Origin of the sequence: Microbacterium binotii, assembly GCF_021398715.1 — a bacterium.
GTDB classification, from domain to species: domain Bacteria; phylum Actinomycetota; class Actinomycetes; order Actinomycetales; family Microbacteriaceae; genus Microbacterium; species Microbacterium binotii_A.
The window spans coordinates 110,427-127,425 of record NZ_CP090347.1 but is presented as its reverse complement, the minus strand read 5'-3'; the positions used below and the strand labels follow the sequence as shown (position 1 = coordinate 127,425).

The 16,999-nt window shown below is 70.1% G+C and carries 17 protein-coding genes; 8 read left to right on the top strand and 9 right to left on the bottom strand.

Annotation, left to right across the window (positions count from 1 at the left end; genetic code table 11):
- Positions 1-82: 82 nt before the first annotated feature.
- Entirely contained in the window at positions 83-1,453 is a 1,371-nt protein-coding gene (locus LXM64_RS00630) for an HNH endonuclease signature motif containing protein (RefSeq protein WP_234074187.1), read from the top strand.
- 162 nt (positions 1,454-1,615) lie between these two features.
- On the opposite strand, the gene LXM64_RS00625 is transcribed toward LXM64_RS00630, so the two are convergent.
- Entirely contained in the window at positions 1,616-1,801 is a 186-nt protein-coding gene (locus tag LXM64_RS00625; protein WP_234074186.1) for a hypothetical protein, read from the bottom strand.
- 113 nt (positions 1,802-1,914) lie between these two features.
- Between LXM64_RS00625 and LXM64_RS00620 the strand changes: the two genes are divergently transcribed.
- Positions 1,915-2,238, top strand: coding sequence for a hypothetical protein (locus LXM64_RS00620; protein WP_234074185.1), 324 nt, complete (start codon positions 1,915-1,917; stop codon positions 2,236-2,238).
- Between the two features lie 44 nt (positions 2,239-2,282).
- Here LXM64_RS00620 and LXM64_RS00615 read toward each other — a convergent pair whose 3' ends face one another.
- A complete protein-coding gene (locus tag LXM64_RS00615; RefSeq protein WP_234074184.1) occupies positions 2,283-2,816 on the bottom strand; it encodes an adenine phosphoribosyltransferase in 534 nt (177 codons plus the stop codon).
- Between the two features lie 119 nt (positions 2,817-2,935).
- Here LXM64_RS00615 and LXM64_RS00610 point away from each other — a divergent pair, with 119 nt between their 5' ends.
- Together LXM64_RS00610 and LXM64_RS00605 are read left to right on the top strand one after the other, a co-directional pair.
- Positions 2,936-4,609 carry a glycoside hydrolase family 13 protein gene (locus LXM64_RS00610; protein WP_234074183.1) on the top strand — a complete coding sequence of 558 codons (1,674 nt, stop codon included), beginning with the start codon at positions 2,936-2,938 and terminating at the stop codon, positions 4,607-4,609.
- Positions 4,610-4,781: 172 nt separating this feature from the next.
- Entirely contained in the window at positions 4,782-5,996 is a 1,215-nt protein-coding gene (locus tag LXM64_RS00605) for an amidohydrolase (RefSeq protein WP_234074182.1), read from the top strand.
- Positions 5,997-6,021: 25 nt separating this feature from the next.
- Here the strand turns inward: LXM64_RS00605 and LXM64_RS00600 are convergent, their stop codons facing one another.
- From LXM64_RS00600 to LXM64_RS00590, 3 genes are read right to left on the bottom strand one after another with little or no spacing between them, the layout of a single operon-like run.
- Complete coding sequence (locus LXM64_RS00600; RefSeq protein ID WP_234074181.1) at positions 6,022-6,825, bottom strand: hypothetical protein; 804 nt, start codon at positions 6,823-6,825, stop codon at positions 6,022-6,024.
- Entirely contained in the window at positions 6,822-7,154 is a 333-nt protein-coding gene (locus LXM64_RS00595; protein ID WP_234074180.1) for a hypothetical protein, read from the bottom strand. The genes LXM64_RS00600 and LXM64_RS00595 overlap by 4 nt, the downstream gene beginning before the upstream one ends.
- The gene (locus LXM64_RS00590; RefSeq protein WP_234074179.1) at positions 7,151-7,558 is read right to left on the bottom strand and encodes a YbaB/EbfC family nucleoid-associated protein; all 408 of its coding nucleotides are present in this window, start codon (positions 7,556-7,558) and stop codon (positions 7,151-7,153) included. The genes LXM64_RS00595 and LXM64_RS00590 overlap by 4 nt, the downstream gene beginning before the upstream one ends.
- A 109-nt stretch (positions 7,559-7,667) precedes the next feature.
- On the opposite strand from LXM64_RS00590, the gene LXM64_RS00585 reads away from it, so the two are divergent.
- Positions 7,668-8,555 carry a hypothetical protein gene (locus LXM64_RS00585; protein ID WP_234074178.1) on the top strand — a complete coding sequence of 296 codons (888 nt, stop codon included), beginning with the start codon at positions 7,668-7,670 and terminating at the stop codon, positions 8,553-8,555.
- Here the strand turns inward: LXM64_RS00585 and LXM64_RS00580 are convergent, their stop codons facing one another.
- Positions 8,556-9,281 carry a Pr6Pr family membrane protein gene (locus tag LXM64_RS00580; protein WP_234074177.1) on the bottom strand — a complete coding sequence of 242 codons (726 nt, stop codon included), beginning with the start codon at positions 9,279-9,281 and terminating at the stop codon, positions 8,556-8,558.
- Between the two features lie 226 nt (positions 9,282-9,507).
- Here LXM64_RS00580 and LXM64_RS00575 point away from each other — a divergent pair, with 226 nt between their 5' ends.
- From LXM64_RS00575 to sufU, 3 genes are all read left to right on the top strand, one after another.
- Positions 9,508-11,472 carry an APC family permease gene (locus tag LXM64_RS00575; protein ID WP_234075505.1) on the top strand — a complete coding sequence of 655 codons (1,965 nt, stop codon included), beginning with the start codon at positions 9,508-9,510 and terminating at the stop codon, positions 11,470-11,472.
- Positions 11,473-11,619: 147 nt separating this feature from the next.
- Complete coding sequence (locus LXM64_RS00570; RefSeq protein WP_234074176.1) at positions 11,620-12,897, top strand: aminotransferase class V-fold PLP-dependent enzyme; 1,278 nt, start codon at positions 11,620-11,622, stop codon at positions 12,895-12,897.
- Positions 12,894-13,355 (top strand): Fe-S cluster assembly sulfur transfer protein SufU, encoded by a 462-nt coding sequence (gene sufU, locus LXM64_RS00565; RefSeq protein WP_234074175.1) that lies wholly within the window; start codon positions 12,894-12,896, stop codon positions 13,353-13,355. Before LXM64_RS00570 ends, sufU begins: the two co-directional genes overlap by 4 nt.
- A 225-nt stretch (positions 13,356-13,580) precedes the next feature.
- On the opposite strand, the gene LXM64_RS00560 is transcribed toward sufU, so the two are convergent.
- The 3 genes from LXM64_RS00560 to LXM64_RS00550 all read right to left on the bottom strand — a co-directional run bounded on the left by LXM64_RS00560 (position 13,581) and on the right by LXM64_RS00550 (position 16,957).
- Positions 13,581-15,308 (bottom strand): DEAD/DEAH box helicase, encoded by a 1,728-nt coding sequence (locus LXM64_RS00560; RefSeq protein WP_234074174.1) that lies wholly within the window; start codon positions 15,306-15,308, stop codon positions 13,581-13,583.
- Between the two features lie 282 nt (positions 15,309-15,590).
- Entirely contained in the window at positions 15,591-16,571 is a 981-nt protein-coding gene (locus tag LXM64_RS00555; RefSeq protein WP_234074173.1) for an SRPBCC family protein, read from the bottom strand.
- 47 nt (positions 16,572-16,618) lie between these two features.
- Positions 16,619-16,957 carry an ArsR/SmtB family transcription factor gene (locus LXM64_RS00550; RefSeq protein WP_137418423.1) on the bottom strand — a complete coding sequence of 113 codons (339 nt, stop codon included), beginning with the start codon at positions 16,955-16,957 and terminating at the stop codon, positions 16,619-16,621.
- Positions 16,958-16,999: the final 42 nt, after the last annotated feature.

The window sequence follows — 16,999 nt, the reverse complement described above, 5'->3', positions numbered from 1 at the left end:
GTCGTCGAGCCGGCCGCACGAGACGAGATCCGTGCTTGCGGCTCAAGCGGCGGATGTCCGAGACCTCTCCTATTCTTAGAACATGTCTTCGAAGGTTGCGAGCGTCGTCGGTCTCTCCGACGCGGATGCGGCTGCGCTCGCATCCATCGCACACCAGGTGGATGCGGCGCAGGCCGACCTCGCCGCCGCGCAGGCGCGTCTGGTGCGCGCACTCGCCCGCGCGGAGGAGCTCGCGTGCCGGATGAGCGACGGGCAGAGTCGGTCCGCGCGCGGCGCCGACATGGCCCACCGCGCCATCGCGAGCGAACTGGCGGTTCCGCTGCGGATCTCAGACCGCACGATGCAGCGCCGGATGGTCGAGGCCGCCGAGCTCGTGACGAGTTATCCGGCAACCGTCGACGCGTGGGAGGCGGGGCACATCACGCAGGCGCACGTCCGCGTGATCAGCGAGAGCGGCGGCGGGCTGCCAGGGCACGCACGAGCGGAGTTCGAGCAGCGCGCGCTCGTGCGGTGTGAGGAAGACACCGCGGGCCGCGCCCGCACGAGTGTGCAGATGATCGCCGAGCGGCTGCATCCGCGTACCCTCACGGAGCGCCACCGCGATGCGGCCGAGATGCGCGCCGTGACCGTTCACCCCCTCGACGACGGCATGTGCGAGCTGACCGCCATCATCCCCCTCCTGCTGGGCGACGCCATCCACGACCGCCTCACCCACATGGCGGCCGTCATCCACGACGCCCGCGGAGCCGCTGCGCAGCGACTGCGCATCGGCGGCGATCGAACAGACGAGATCGTGGTGTCAGACGCGCGGACGGTGGACCAGGTACGTGCGGATGTCCTCACCGACCTCCTCCTGAGCGCGTCCCCTGCGGTAGATCCCACCGCCAGCGGCGATCAGCCCGGCACTCTCGGTGCCATCCGCGCCCACGTGCAGGTCGTCGTGCCCGCGCTGACTCTGCTGCACGCATCCGAGCATCCGGCCGACCTCGCTGGACGAGCACCGATCGACGCCGGCACCGCCCGGCTCCTGGCCGGGGCCGCGTCGGGCTGGGATCGCCTGCTGACCCACCCCGCGACGGGCCAGGTACTCGCCACCGACCGCTACCAGCCCACGCCCGATCTTCGGCGTCGGCTGCGCGCCCGCGACGCGCACTGCCGGTTCCCCGGATGCCGCGTGCCCGCCCTTCGCCACGAGCACGACCACACGCACGACCACGCACTGGGCGGGTCCACGACGCTCGAGAACCTCGAAGGGCTGTGTCAACGCCACCACTCCATGAAGCAGTTCACCGGCTGGCGCGTGAGACAGATCCACGCGGGCGTCCTCGCGTGGACCTCGCCCCTCGGATACACCTACATCGACGAGCCGCCGTCACCCAGCGTGCATTTCGTCCCCGAGTTCGCGCCACCCGAGCCCGACCCTCCGCCCACGGGTCCACCGCCGCCGTTCTGAACCCGAGTCGCCGCCGGCCGCGCGCGGCAGCGGTTGGCCGGTGCGCACATAGCGCGGGACCAAGCGGCTACTCGGCGTGCACACTGCTCCTCCGCGCGCACGCGGCGACACGGAACCGCGCGCGTCAGCGAGAAGCCAGCCGCGTCAGGGAGGAGCCAGGCGTCAGCGGTCCGTAGCCGTGCGTCCCGAGATCGGGAGGAGCGGGACCGCAAGCCCGAGGAGAGCGACGAGCGGCCACCAACTCGCAGCGGCCAGAGCGAGCGCGACGCCGAGCACGGCGAGTCCGAGAGCGAGTGACCAGACCACGACACGGAGCCACGCGGGCACCTCGGTCGAAGCGGAAGTCATATTCCGAGGGTATGTCGGAACCGAGTGTTCGCGACGAGGTTCACACGAGCGCCCCAGCAACGCTGGGGGATGGATGCTGCGAGCAACGGATGCAGGGGCCGATAATCGGCACCATGACGCAGACCGGCGGGCGCGACATCCGCGTCGTCGCGCCCGCCCTCGGCCTCGCGCTCCTGCAGGGCGCCGTGACCGGCCTCGTCCTCCTGTTCGCATTCTGGGACGCGTTCTCCCAGATCGACTGCGCGGAGTGCTTCCCGGCGGTGCAGACCGCGCGCTGGGGGCTCACAGGAGCGTTGATCCTCGGCTGGGGGATCACGTCGGCCGGGCTCGTGACCGGCTACATCCGGCAACGAGCGTCATCGTGGGCACCGGTCGCCGGCAGCGCCGTCATCGTCGTCGGCTATCTCCTGTTCCGCAGCATCGTCTACGCGGCCTGATCACGAGGTGGCGTCTCGCGGTTCTGAGGGACGGAAGCCGGCTCTCAGGCGTGGAACACGGAGTGCAGGTCGTCGTGCCCGGCCACCGACCGGCCGCCCAGAGCGTCGAGCTCCATGAGCACGGCCACGCCGGCCACGGAGCAACCGATCCGCTCCACCAGGTCGCGCGCTGCGGCGATGGTGCCGCCCGTCGCGAGAACGTCGTCCAGCAGAAGCACACGCGTCCCCGGGGCGATGTCGTCGTGCATCTCGATCGTCGCGGTGCCGTACTCGAGCGCGTAGTCGACGGATGCGGCCGGCCGCGGCAACTTGCCCGCCTTGCGGATCGGCACGAGGCCCACGCCCGCGGCGATGGCCGCGGCTCCGGCCAGCAGGAACCCGCGCGCCTCGATACCGGCGACCACGTCGTAGGTACCGGCGAACGGCTCGAGCATCGCGTCGATGACCACACGAAGGCCCTCACCGTCGGCGAGCAGCGGCGCGATGTCACGGAAGAGCACGCCGGGCTCCGGGTAGTCGGGGATGACGGCGATGAGCTTTTCGGCGCGGTCGAGCGCGGCGGAATTCGAGGGGGTCACCCGTCGATGGTAGTCGGCGCACCGTGACCATCGCCGCGATCAGAACCGGACGGACCCCGAACCGCCCACGGAAAACCAGGCTTCGAATCGATACGATCGCACCCGGTACCATCGGATGCATGACCTCGACGCACGATGCCTCGACCGTGATCGCCGCGCCCGGATCCGAGTGGTGGCGCGCTGCCGTGATCTACCAGATCTATCCGCGCTCGTTCGCGGACGCCAACGGCGACGGCATCGGCGACCTCCCCGGCATCACCGCCCGCCTCGACGCGCTCGCCGAGCTGGGCATCGACGCGATCTGGCTGAGCCCCTTCATGGTCTCGCCCCAGAAGGATGCCGGCTACGACGTCGCCGACTACTGCGACGTCGACCCGCTGTTCGGCACCCTCGACGATTTCGACGCCATGCTGGCCAAGGCGCACGGCCTCGGCATCCGCGTCATCGTCGACCTCGTGCCCAACCACTCCTCCGACCAGCACGTCTGGTTCCAGCAGGCCCTCGTCGCCGCCCCTGGCAGCCCCGAGCGCGCGCGGTACATCTTCCGCGACGGCAAGGGTGAGAACGGCGAGCTGCCGCCCAACAACTGGGAGTCCGTGTTCGGCGGCGGGATGTGGGAGCGCGTCATCGAGGCCGACGGCACCCCGGGCCAGTGGTACCTGCACATCTTCGACGTGAGCCAGGCCGACTTCGACTGGACCAACCCCGAGGTGCAGGAGTACTTCCGCGGCGTGCTGCGGTTCTGGCTCGACCGGGGCGTCGACGGATTCCGAGTGGACGTCGCCCACGGAATGATCAAGAAGGACGGCCTGCCGGACTACACGCCTCCCGCCGACGGCGACTCGATGGGCGGCGACGAGGACGACGTGCCCTACTGGGGACAGCCCGGCGTCCACGAGATCTACCGCGACTGGCACAAGGTGCTCGCCGAGTACGACGGCGACCGCGCACTGTGCGCCGAGGCGTGGCTGCCCACGCCCGACAAGACCGCGCTGTGGGTGCGACCCGACGAGATGCACCAGGCGTTCAACTTCCCGTACCTGACGACGGCGTGGGAAGCGGATGCCCTCCGCACGGTCATCAGCGACTCGCTGCGAGCGTTCCCCGCGGTCGGCGCCCCCGCCACCTGGGTGCTCTCCAACCACGACGTGATCCGTCACGCCTCGCGCCTCGCCCTCTCGGCCGAGAGCCCGCAGGGCGAAGGCATCGGACCGCTTTCCGAAGCCCAGCCGATCCCCGCGCTCGGCCTGCGCCGCGCCCGCGCGGCCACCGCCGTCATGCTCTCCCTGCCCGGCTCCGCCTACATCTATCAGGGCGAGGAGCTCGGGCTGCCCGAGGTCATCGACATCCCCGACGACGCGCGCCAGGACCCGACGTGGTTCCGCACGAACCACGAGAAGTACGGCCGCGACGGCTGCCGCGTCCCGATCCCGTGGGAGGCCGCATCCCCCGCCTACGGCTTCAACGGCACGGGCGCATCGTGGCTGCCGCAGCCCGCGGAGTGGGCGCAGCACGCGCGCGACGTGGAGCAGCGCGATCCCGACTCCACGCTGGCGCTCTACACGCACCTACTCCAGGTGCGGAAGGCGCACGGCCTGGGCGCCGCCCCCTTCACCTGGCTCGACGGCTACCCGGAGACGGTGCTCGCCTTCCGCAGCGGCGACGTCACGGTGATCGCCAACCTCGGCGACGACGCGATCGATCTGCCCACCGGCGACGTCCTCGTCTCGAGCGAACCGCTCGACGGACGTCAGCTTCCCGCCGACACGGCCGTCTGGCTCGCCAACGCCTGATCGTCGATCACGAACACGCCGGCGCACCCTCCCGGGTCGCCCGCGTGTTCGTGTGGGCGGGGACGCGCGCTCACGCCTACGGGGACCGCGGCGCGCTCACGTCTGCGGGTACCCAGGCGCGCTCGCGCCTGCGGGGACTTCTCCGCTCAGGGCTCCCGAGTAGGGTCGGGACATGACCCTGGACCTCGAAGCGCTGTACATCGACCTGCACCGCCACCCCGAGCTGTCGTTCCAGGAGACGCGCACCGCGGGTGTGATCGCCCGCACGCTGGAGACGCTCGGGATCCCCTTCACCGAGGGTGTCGGCCGCACCGGCGTCGTGGCGACGCTCACCAACGGCGACGGGCCGGTCGTCTGGTTGCGTGCCGACATGGACGGTCTGCCCGTCGCCGAGCGCACCGGCCTCGCGTACGCGAGCACGGCGCGCGGCGTCGACCCGCAGGGCGCGGACGTGCCGGTGATGCACGCGTGTGGCCACGACATGCACGTGACCGCACTCCTGGGTGCGCTCGAACGGCTCGTGGCGACCGCATCCGAATGGTCGGGAACGGTCGTCGCCGTCTTCCAGCCCGCCGAGGAGTTCGGCGCGGGCTCGAAGGCGATGATCGCCGACGGCGTGCTGGATCGTTTCCCGCGGCCCGACATCGTGCTCGGTCAGCACGTCACGCCTTTGCCTGCCGGGACGATCGGCGTGCGACCCGGAACCCAGATGGCGGCGTCGGACGGGCTGACCGTCACCCTGCACGGACGCGGCGGCCACGGTTCTCGCCCACACGCCACGATCGACCCGATCGTCATGGCCGCCGCCGCCATCATGCGCCTGCAGACGGTCGCCTCACGCGAGGTCGACCCGCGCGAGGTCGCCGTGGTCACGGTCGGATCGGTGCACGCCGGACTCAAGCACAACATCATCCCCGCCGAGGCGACGCTGCAGCTCAGCCTCCGCTACGCGGACGACGGGATGCGGGAACGCGTACTCGAACGGGTGGAGCGGATCATCCGGGCCGAGGCCGATGCCTCCGGTGCCGAGGTACCGCCCACGATCGTCACCGACCACACGCTGCCGCCGACGATCAACGACGCCGACGCGACCGCCCGGCTGACGGCGGCTTTCCGACGCGCCTACGGCGACGCGGCGGTGGTGGACCCCGGCATGTTCACCGGCAGCGAGGACGTCTCGTGGTTCGCGCGCGAGGCGGGCGTGCCGCTCGTGTTCTGGTTCTGGGGCGGCATCGACCCGGAGCTGTTCGCCCGCGCGAGCGCCGAGGGCACGATCGACCGCGACGTGCCGACGAACCACTCGCCCTTCTTCGCCCCCGTCCTGCATCCCACGATCGAGCGCGGCGTCGAGAACCTCGTCATCGCCGCGCGCGAGTGGCTGGGCTGACCCGAGCCACGGTCCGGCGCCGGGCTCAGGCGGTGCCGAGCTTGCCGTCGAGAGTCTCGGTCACTCGGTCGTAGATCTCCTTGAGCGTCTTGGCGAGGTCGGTGTAGGTCGCGGCTGACGTGATCAGATCCTTGATGAACTCGGCCAGCATCGCAGCCCACTTGGCCGTCTTCGTCGCCGCTTGGCCAGCAATGACGGGCGCCGCCGTTCCGAGGGTCGCCGCGCCCAGAATCAGACTCTGGGCGATGAAACCGACGACGTCGCTGATCACGTCGCGCACCATGTCGTGCACGGCCTTCACGATCGTCGAGAGCAGTTCGACCGCGACACCGACGCCCTGCGCGGCGGCCGACGCCGTGTGCAGCGTGCTCGCCATCGTGGCGAGGAACTTGCGGTACACGTCCATCGCGAAGCCCTGCAGACCCTGCAGATCGCCGATGCTCGCGTTCAACTCGTTCGCTGCACCGTTGACCGCGGTCGACACGTTGCCCCATGTCTGGGCGTAGCTGCTGACCATCCGGTGATCACCGGTGAGCTGGTCGAGCCAGTCCTTCAGCGGCCAGAGATGCTCGAGCATCCACCCGACTCCGAGCGAGATCAGCCAGGAGATCGGATTGAGCACCGCATCCACGCCCGTCGCCACGACGGATGCTCCCGAGAGGGTGACGCCCACCCAGTCGCCGCTCATCAGACCGTTGGCCAGGTTGTACCCGTCCTCGAACGGTCCGACGCCGTCCATCCAGCCCGGTGCCTCTGGAGCCACGATGAGCGAGTTCATGTTGGACGCTGCCGTGCTGGTCAACAGTCCGCCGTAGCCCACCGGAGTCATACCTGTACCACCCCGTCGAGACGGGCTTCCATGATGCGGATCGAGTCGATGTTCTCTCGTTCGCACGTCGCGAAATCCCGCGAGATCGTGCGAACGATGTCGGCTGATCGGCGCAGCAGCGCGCGCGTCGCGACGAGCGACGCGCCGGCTCCGGCACCCATGGCGTTCGTTGGCATCGCCGCCATGGCGCACATGATTCCGTACGCGTCTCCGCCGAGCGTCATGTAAGTGATTGCACCGATCGGGTCATCCAGCGAGTCGGCGATGCGGTCGATCTTCTGCGCGTGGCTCTCCAGCTGATCGCAGTCGATGGCGATCTCGTAGCTCATCGGATCGTCCCCTCGTCGGGCCGATTGATTCGCGGCGCGTTGGCTTCCACCCCGTCGCGCAGATGGGCGACGGTCGGCGACTGCGGGCCGAGCGTCGCTTCGGCGAGGTCGACACTCGCCGTACTCGTGCGCCGATAGCCCTCGACGACCGCGTCGAGCACAAGCGCCGAGAGTTCACGCGGCGTGAGATCGAAGGCGGAGTCGTCGAACCGGAGGTCGGTCAACCGACCGCTGACATCGACGGTGATCGATACCTCGCCCCTCGGCGAGCTCACCTCAGCGCTGAGCTCCGAGATCTGCGCAGCGAGCAGCTGCATCTGGTCAGCGTGAGCGGCCGCCTGCGCAACCTGCTCATCGATGCGCTGCAGTGCCTCGCGCATCTCTTCTGCTGCCGTCTGGTCCATGTGTCCCCCTCCTCCGACAGCGCCGATCGTACAGAGACAGCATTTGTCCTGGGCTGCCCTTGTGCATAAACCGTGGTTCACACAGAGGAGCGCGGGGCACAATGTCCTCGTGACCGCTCCGGTGAACTACGCGCCCCTCTACGAGCCGCCCGCGCCCGTGAAGGACTGGAACCCTCTGGCGCAGATCGTGCAGATCTTCGCGGAGGACAACGGGTGGCCGTACTATCCGCTCGCCGTCGCTCAGCCGCTCCCCGGCACGATCTTCCGTGACCGGAACGGCAAGCCGCGCTTCATGCAACGCTCGGTCAACATCGTGCGCATCCCCGGACCGCCGCTGACCGAGATCGGCAACAGTTTCTACACCGAGGTCGCGGTCGGCAACCAGTTCACGCAGAGCTGGGGTTACGTCGCCCTGGAGCTGGACACCGGGGCACCGCCTCTCGTGCTCGTGAACCAGCGGCTCGCTCCCCGCTCACCGCTGCCCTCACTCCCCGACGTCCGGCCCATGCCCTTCAAGAACCAGGACCGATTCCTGCTGTACGCCGATCCCGGCGCCTTCGCGTGGGCGGACTGGCTGTTCGACGACGAGATGCAAGCGCTCCTGGACGACGGCACGCTCGGCTTTCATGTCGAGATCGCCGGCGGATCACTGTTCCTCTACGCGCCGCATCCGCTCGCCGTCCCCGACCCTGCCGTCTGGCAGCGGGTGCTCACCCTCATCAGCGCGCTGCGCGCCCGCCTGGGGGGCCGGCTCCCCGAGCCGAGCGCCCCCATCGCCTCGCCCCGCCCACCCGTTCCGAACGAACCCCCCTACGCGAGCGCACCGATCCCGGCCACGACGGACAGCAACGCGCCGATCCCTGAGCCGGCGTCACTCCCCATGCGCTCGAACGAACTCGCCGTCAACTTCCGGCGCACGTGGGTGGTGTGGGCTCTGGTTCTGGCCGGCGGCGTCGTGGCGGGCGGCGCATCGATCATCGTCTCCGCATTGCGCTGATCAGCCGCGCCCGGCGCCCGCATCCGCCGCCGCGCGGAGGGGGGCCGCCCGCCGCATCCGCCGGGCCGATGCGCCGAGTCCCTTGTCGATGAGGACGTAGACGTAGGCGACGACCTCGAGCGCAAGTGTGAGACCCACGATCCAGAGCACGACCCCGTCGACCCCGTTACGGTCGACGTTCATGAACGGGTACGGGTACTGACCCCCGCCGGCGAACCGACCGCCGGCCGCCCCGTAGACGAACGCGAACGCGAGGTACACGTACGGGATGAGCGTCCACAGGGGCGGATCGAACCACCGGCTGCGCCCCTTGGGCACGAACAGCAGCCAGTCGGCGATCGCCAGCGAGGGCGTGATGATGTGGATCAGGTTGTCGGTCAGCGTGAACGGCTGATACCCGTTGCCCTGGGTGTACGTCTCGGGCACGAGCACGATCAGATAGATCAGCATCGTCACCGTGATCGCGAAGGCCACGGCGAGCGAGAAGCGCGGGGAGGGCGTCGACGCACCGCGCGGTCCGTCCGCGCGAAGGTCGGCGATCGTGCGAACGGCGAGGACCACCATCCAGACGAGGCAGAGCAGGTTGCTGAGCACCGTGTAATAGAGGAACTCAACGGGGCTGGGTCGTCCGTCCAGGATGCCGGTGACCCGCGCGATCCCCCACGCCATGAGGACCGCCGCGATGAGACGGTAGGCGAGGGCGACGCGGCGATCGGGCACATGCATGCGCTACATCGTAGGTCGGCACCCGCGCCGCGGATGATCACGGAACGATGACGGCATGGCAAACACCCCTCGCTCGCGTTGCGCGGCCTGAGCGATCGGCGTAGTGTCGCGCGTCGTGGCAAACGACAGTGCCGAACCGGCGCCGGACTCCCCTATCGCGAAACGCCTGCTGATCGGGGACCCTCTCGCGTCCACGGATGCGGACGATCATCTTCTGCGCAAGCGCATGGCGCTGCCGATCTTCGCGTCCGACGCGCTGAGCTCCGTGGCCTACGCGCCGCAGGAACTGCTCATGATCCTGATGATCGGCGGGCTGTCGTTCCTGGCCTTCAGCCCATGGATCGCGGCGGCGGTCGTCCTGCTGCTCATCGTGGTGGTGCTCTCGTACCGCCAGCTCATCAAGGCCTACCCGTCCGGGGGCGGCGACTATGAGGTGGCGCGCACGAACCTGGGCGAGATCCCCGGCGTCATCGTCGCCTCGGCACTGCTGGTCGACTACATCCTGACGGTCGCCGTCTCGGTCGCGTCTGGCGTCGACAACATCATCTCCGCGCTGCCGGGGCTGAATCCCTGGCGCATCGAGCTGGCGGTCGGCTTCGTCATCCTCATCGTGATCGTCAACCTCCGCGGCGTGCGCGAGGCCTCGCGCGCCTTCGCGCTGCCGACGTACATCTTCATCGGATCCGTCGCGCTCATGATCGTCACCGGCATCATCCGCTGGATCCTCGGCGACCCGCCGGTCGCCTCGAGCAGCGCGTTCTCCGTGCAGGCCGAGAGTCTCACGCAGGCGGCTGTCATCCTGCTGATCCTCCGCGCGTTCTCCAGCGGCTGTTCCGCCCTCACCGGTGTCGAAGCCGTCTCCAACGGCGTGCCGGCGTTCCGCCGCCCCAAGGTGAAGAACGCGCAACGCACCCTCGTCGCGATGGGCGCCGTCGCCATCCTGCTCTTCTCCGGTCTGACCATCCTCGCGCTCGTCTCCGGCGTGCATTACGCGGAGAACCCGTGCCACCTCATCGGATTCGACTGCACACAGCCGCAGCCGAGCCTCATGGCGCAGGTCGCGGCCGCCACCTTCGGGATGAACTCGGTGCCGTTCTTCATCATCCAGGCGGCCACCGCCTGCGTGCTGCTGCTCGCGGCCAACACCGCGTTCAACGGGTTCCCGCTGCTGGGCGCGGTGCTCGCGCGCGACGGGTACGCCCCGAAGGCCATGAACACGCGCGGCGACCGCCTCGTGTTCTCCAACGGCATGATCCTGCTCGGGCTCGCGGCCATCGTCGTGCTCATCGCGTCCGAGGCGAATCTGACGACCCTCATCCAGCTGTACATCATCGGCGTGTTCGTCTCGTTCTCGCTCGGTCAGATCGGAATGGTGCGCCACTGGCGGCGAGAGCTCCAAGCGCTGAACCGGCTACCCGCAGATGCACGCCAGCAGCACTCGGGTCGCTTCGAGCGACGCGAGATCATCTCGGGCCTGATCATCAACTCGCTCGGTGCGGGGCTGACCGCGGCGGTGTTCATCATCGTCACGATCACGAAGTTCACGCACGGCGCCTGGCTCGTCTTCCTCGCGATCCCCGTGCTGTCGATCCTGATGATCGGCGTGCACCGCTACTACCGCGACGTCGAGCACGAGATCACCTACGACGACGAGACCCACTTCGGCGCCGCCGGGGACGTCGCCATCGTGCTGGTCGGGCGCCTGCAGAAGCCCGTCGCGAAGGCCATCGACTACGCCCTCGCCGCGCGCCACGACAAGACGATCGCCCTGCACGTCGCCGTCACCAAGGAGTCGGCGGATGCGGTGCAGAAGGAATGGGAGGACCACCGCCCTCCCGTGCCGCTCGTGATCGTCGAGTCGCCGTACCGCACCTATGCCCAGCCGGTCATCGCCTTCATCGAGAAGTACCGCGAGAAGCACGGGCCGGCGGTCGTCACGGTCTACCTGCCGCAGTACATCGTCGGTCACTGGTGGGAGAGCTTCCTGCACAACCGCCGCGCCCGCCGCATCGCCCAGCAGCTCATGCTCGTGCACGGGGTCACGATCACCCTCGTGCCATGGCTGCTGGACTCGTCCGAGGTCATCTACGGCCGCCGCTCGAGGCCGCTTCCCGGTCAGGAACGTGCGGGACGCCCCACCACACGCACCGTCAGCGTCGCGCGCCACGGCGAGGGCCAGAGCCGCAACTGACCCGCGCCGATCAGGTCGGAGAATCGACCGGATGTCGGAGGTTTCACGCCGGATCCTCCGACATCCGCGGGTCTCTCCGAGATGCGGGGCCGCAGCCGCCGCGCCGGGCGCGGAGCCGGGCGCCCGCGGCGCAACTAGCCTGGAGGGGTGAGCTCCTCCCCCCTCGACGCCGCCGCCCTGCGCGCCGACTTCCCGATCCTCGAGCAGAAGATCGGCGACGCGCCGCTCGTCTACCTCGACTCCGGCGCCACCAGCCAGAAGCCCCGCGCCGTGATCGACGCGGAGGTCGACTTCCTGCTGCGCGCCAACTCCGCTGTGCACCGGGGGGCGCACACCCTCGCCGCCGAAGCGACCGAGCTGTACGAGGACGCGCGCGCCCGGGTCGCGGGCTTCGTCGGCGCCGACGAGGAGACGCTGGTGTGGACCGGCGGGGCGACCCTCGCGCTCAATCTCGTCGCCTACTCGATCGGCAATGCGACCGCGGGGCGCGGATCCGCCGCATCCGCCGCCCTGGCGCTGCGCCCGGGCGACGAGATCGTCGTGACGGAGATCGAGCACCACGCGAACCTCATCCCGTGGCAGGAGCTCGCCGCGCGCACGGGCGCCGTGCTGCGCCACATCCCCGTGCATGACGACGGCACCCTCGATCTGGATGCGGCGGCCGCGCTGATCGGCGACCGCACACGCGTCGTGGCGTTCACGCACGTGTCGAACGTGTTGGGCATCGTGAACCCGGTCGCCGAGCTCGTCGCACTGGCGCACGAGGTCGGCGCGCTCACCGTCATGGATGCCTGCCAGTCCGCGCCGCACCTGGCGCTCGACCTGCCCGCGCTGGGCGTCGACCTCGCCGCCTTCTCCGGCCACAAGATGCTCGGCCCGTACGGCATCGGCGCGCTCTACGGGCGCCGCGAGGTGCTCGAGGCGCTGCCGCCGTTCCTCACCGGCGGGTCGATGGTCACGACCGTGACGAAGGATGCGGCCGAGTTCCTGCCGCCGCCGCAGAAGTTCGAGGCCGGCACGCAGCCCGTGTCGCAGACCGTCGCCCTCGCGGCTGCCGTCGACTACCTCGACGTCCTCGGCATGGAGGCGGTGCATGAGCACGAACGCGTCATCGGGCGGCGCATGATGGCAGGTCTCAGGGACATCCCCGGCATCCGGCTGCTCGGCGACACCTCCGATGCCGACCGCGTCGGGATCGCGGCCTTCGACGTCGACGGTGTGCACGCGCACGATGTCGGCCAGTTCCTCGACGCCCGCGGCATCGCCGTGCGCGTCGGGCACCACTGCGCCAAGCCGCTGCACGCGAGGTTCGGGCTCACCGCATCCGTGCGGGCCTCCGCCTCGGTGTTCACGACCGACGCCGACGTCGACGCCCTGCTGGGCGCGGTCGGCGACGTGCGCGCCTACTTCGGAGCGGACGCATGAGCGGGCTCGACGGGCTCTATCAGGAGCTCATCCTCGACCACTCCAAGCATCCGCACGGCACGCCCATGGCGGAGGCCGAGGGGCGCACGGCGACGTCGCATCAGCGCAACCCGATCTGCGGCGATGAGATCGAACTGCGGGTGCGCCTGCACGACGACGGCACGGTGCGCGACGTGACCTTCACCGGCGCGGGGTGCTCGATCTCGCAGGCATCCGCATCCATGCTGGCGTCGCTCGTCGACGACGTCATCGACGAGCAGGGCTCCCTCACAGCGGATGCGGCGCGTGAGCGCATCGAGCGCTTCCGGGCTGCACTGCGTTCGCGCGGCGCCGTGGCGCTCGACGAGGAGACCTTCGGCGACGCCGCGGCGCTGTCCGGGGTGTCGAAGTTCACCGCCCGCGTCAAGTGCGCGATGCTCGCCTGGGTCGCACTCGAGGACACCCTCGCCCGCGCCTGACCCCGCGGGGCGAGGCAGACGCCGGGACCGAGCCCGAGCCCGCCCATGGTGCCGCGGTGGTGAGCCGCGCCGTGTATGCACAACCGCGCCACTTCTGCGCAACGGCGACAGTCAACGACTGCGGCGGATGCGGAGAAGTGGCGCGATTACGGAGAGAACCCAGCGGGCGCCGTGAAACGGGCCAGCCCGGGAAAAGGTTCAGCAGCACGGGCAAAAGCCCGTGGGTCAGGCGGCGGAGCCTCCGGAGCGACCACGGCCGCCGCGACGCCGGCGACGCGGTGCGTCGGCCGAACCAGCGCCCGCACCCGCGGCGGAGCGCTCCGAGCCCGAACGACCGGATGAGGCATCGCCGCCCCGCGCGAGCGACTCGACCCAGGCGCGCTGCTGCTCGCTCACGGAGTCGCCGATCGTGCGTCCGCCGCGCGGCGCCACGTTCTCGGCCGTGTGACCCTGGGGGCGTCCGGCGCGACGGTTCGGCGTGCGCTCGGCCGCGGCGCTGTGACGCGCCTCAGCGGGAGCGGCACCCCGGACGGGAGCATCCGCACGACCACCGGAACGACCGGCACCGGCAGCAGCACCCGCGGAGCGACCGGCCGCAGCGCCCGAACGGCCTGCGCCGGCCGACCGACCGGATGCGGCGCCCGAACGAGCCGGAGCAGCACCCGAACGACCCGACGCGGCGCCCGAACGGCCCGCACCACCGGAGCGTCCCGACGCACCACCCGAGCGCGAACCGCCGGAACGGCCGCCCTGCGAGGGCGCGGCGACGGGCGACGGCTTCACCAGCGGGGCCGGCGCACCGACGAGCTCGGAGACAGCGGCGTGCGACGCGTCCACGCGCTCGAGGGGAGCGGAGATCGCGGCCTTGCGCAGCAGGTCGGCGAGGTCGCGACGCTGCGAGTCGAGCACGACGGTGACGACCGTGCCCTCGGCGCCGGCGCGCGCGGTGCGGCCGGAGCGGTGCAGGTACGCCTTGTGCTCGGCGGGCGGGTCGACGTGCACGACGAGCTCGACGTTGTCGACGTGCACACCGCGCGCGGCGACGTCGGTGGCCACGAGCACGCGCACGCCGCCCGCATCCGGATCCGCGCCGAAGGCGGCGAGGTTGCGCTCACGTGCGTTCTGCGAGAGGTTGCCGTGCAGATCGACCGAGGGGATGCCGGCGGACGTCAGCTTCTTGGCGAGCTTCTTCGCCTGGTGCTTGGTGCGCGTGAAGAGGATGCGGCGACCGTTTCCGGACGCGAGGCGCTCGACGAGATCGTTCTTGTCGTCGTCGGAGACGTGGAAGACCCGGTGGGTCATCGCGGCTGCGGGGACGCTGGACTCGTCGACCTCGTGGCGCACCTCGTTCTGGAGGAACTTGCGCACCAGCGTGTCGACGCCGCGGTCGAGCGTCGCACTGAACAGCAGTCGCTGGCCACCGGTCGGCGTCGCGCCGAGGATGCGGGTGACGCCCGGCAGGAAGCCCAGGTCGGCCATGTGGTCGGCCTCGTCGAGCACGGCGACCTGCACGCGGTCGAGGCGGATGACGCCCTGCTTCATGAGGTCTTCGAGGCGGCCCGGGCAGGCCACGACGATGTCGACGCCGGCGCGCAGCGCCTGCTCCTGCGGCTTCTGGCTGACGCCGCCGAAGATCGTGGTGACGTTCAGGCCCACGGCGGCCGCGAGCGGCGCGAGGGTCGCGGCGATCTGCGTCGCGAGCTCACGGGTGGGGGCGAGCACGAGGCCGGTCGGGCGACCGGCGGTGCGCGAGACGCCGGTGAGGCGCGCCACCATCGGCAGCGAGAACGCGATCGTCTTGCCGCTGCCGGTGCGGCCGCGACCCAGCACATCGCGACCGGCGAGCGCGTCGGGCAGGGTGTCCTGCTGGATGGGGAACGGCTCGGTCTTGCCGGAGGCGGCGAGCACGGAGGCGAGCGGCGCGGGCACGCCGAGATCAAGGAAAGAAGGCATGAAGAAGTGCTTTCGGATGAGGCGATCGATCGTGATCGCAAGACGGGGCGACGGCGCGGATTCGCGCATCGGTTCGCCGCTCGAGAAGAGGGCCCAGCGCCCGGAGGCGGAGCACGCGTATCGACGACGCAGCCGCCCGAAGGCGACACACAACCCTAACACCGGTGGACGCGGGTGCATTCCGGATGCGGCAAGCGCCGGTCTTCTCGCGGTCCTCCCGTCCGACAAGACAGGACCGGGCCGGCGGCCGATGCCGCGCAGCCCGATCCGTCGTCCGCCGTCTCAGCCGCCGAGCACCTCGCGCTCGAGGCGGGCGTAGCTGGCCTCCATGCCCTCGGTCATGCCGGTCGCGAGCACCATGTCGCGCGTGGCCGCATCCGGATACTCGATGAGGAGGGTGAGCAGCGTCGCGCCGTCCTCCTCGTAGAGCGAGAGGTCGTTCGTGGTCGACGGGAAATCGGTCCCCGTCATGTGCTCGGTCGTCACCCAGCGCCGCTCGGGCACGACGAGCTGCGTCTGCCCGTCGAAGCCGAACGGCTCGCCGACGACACCCGCGCCGGGCGCCCACGCGTAGAGATAGTCGCCGCCGGCGACGAGGTCGATCTCGCACGTCGTCATGGTCCAGCCGTCGGGGCCGAGCAGCCACCGACGGACGAGTTCGGGCTCGGTGTGCGCCCGCCAGACGATCTCGCGCGGACCGTTGATGAGCCGCGTGATGCGCACGTGCTGATCGCTGAGGATCTCGGTGCGCGTGCCCTTGCCCTCGGCGTAGGCCCGCAGCTCCTGCAGCACCGCGTCGAGCTGATTGAACGCCAGCTTCGACCCCTCGACGGCGCCCATCGCGATGACCTGTTCGAGCGCCTCGATCGAGTCGAAGTGCGAGACGTTCGTCAGACGCGAGCCGGTCTCGGTCGACGCGAAGGTGAAGGTCATGTGCTGCACCGGCATCCCCTCGACGGGAACGCCGTCCGCATCCGTGAACATGTCACGTACCTCGAACATCAGGGGCTCGTCGATCGCCACGAACTCCCACGCCCCGCTGTACGGCTCGCCCTGAGGGCTGGTCATCGTGTAGCGCGCGGTGCCGCCGACGGCGAAGTCGAACACGGTGAAGGACGCGGGATATCCGGGCGGACCCCAGAAGCGCTCCAGCTGACGCGGGTCGGTGAGGGCACGCCAGAGGCGTTCGACGGGGGCGTCGACATCGGCGACGAGCGTCATGGTGAGCGCTTCGGGGTCGTGTGTGACGGCGGTGACGGGCATGGGATCTCCAGGTTGGTTCGGCGGATGCGGCCGGTGCCGCATCCGGGTCAGGGCTCTTCGGCGAGCAGATCGTCGAGGCGGGAGATGCGCGATCGCCAGAGCTGCTCGTACTCGGCGAGCAGCAGGCGGGCGCGGGCGATCATCGCGGGATCGGCGCTCACGAGCCGCTCCCTTCCTTCGGCGCGCTTGGTGACCAGGCGCGCGGTCTCGAGCACGGCGACATGCTTCTGGACGGCCGCGAACGACACGTCGTACACGGCCGCGAGGGCGGAGACCGACTGCTCGGCCTCGATCGTGCGCCGCAGGATGTCGCGGCGCGTGCGATCGGCGAGGGCCCGGAAGATCCGGTCCACCTCGGCGTCGCTGAGTTCCGTTTGTACAACCATTTGGTTGCACGTTAGCGTGCGGATGCGGTCGCCACAAGAGCT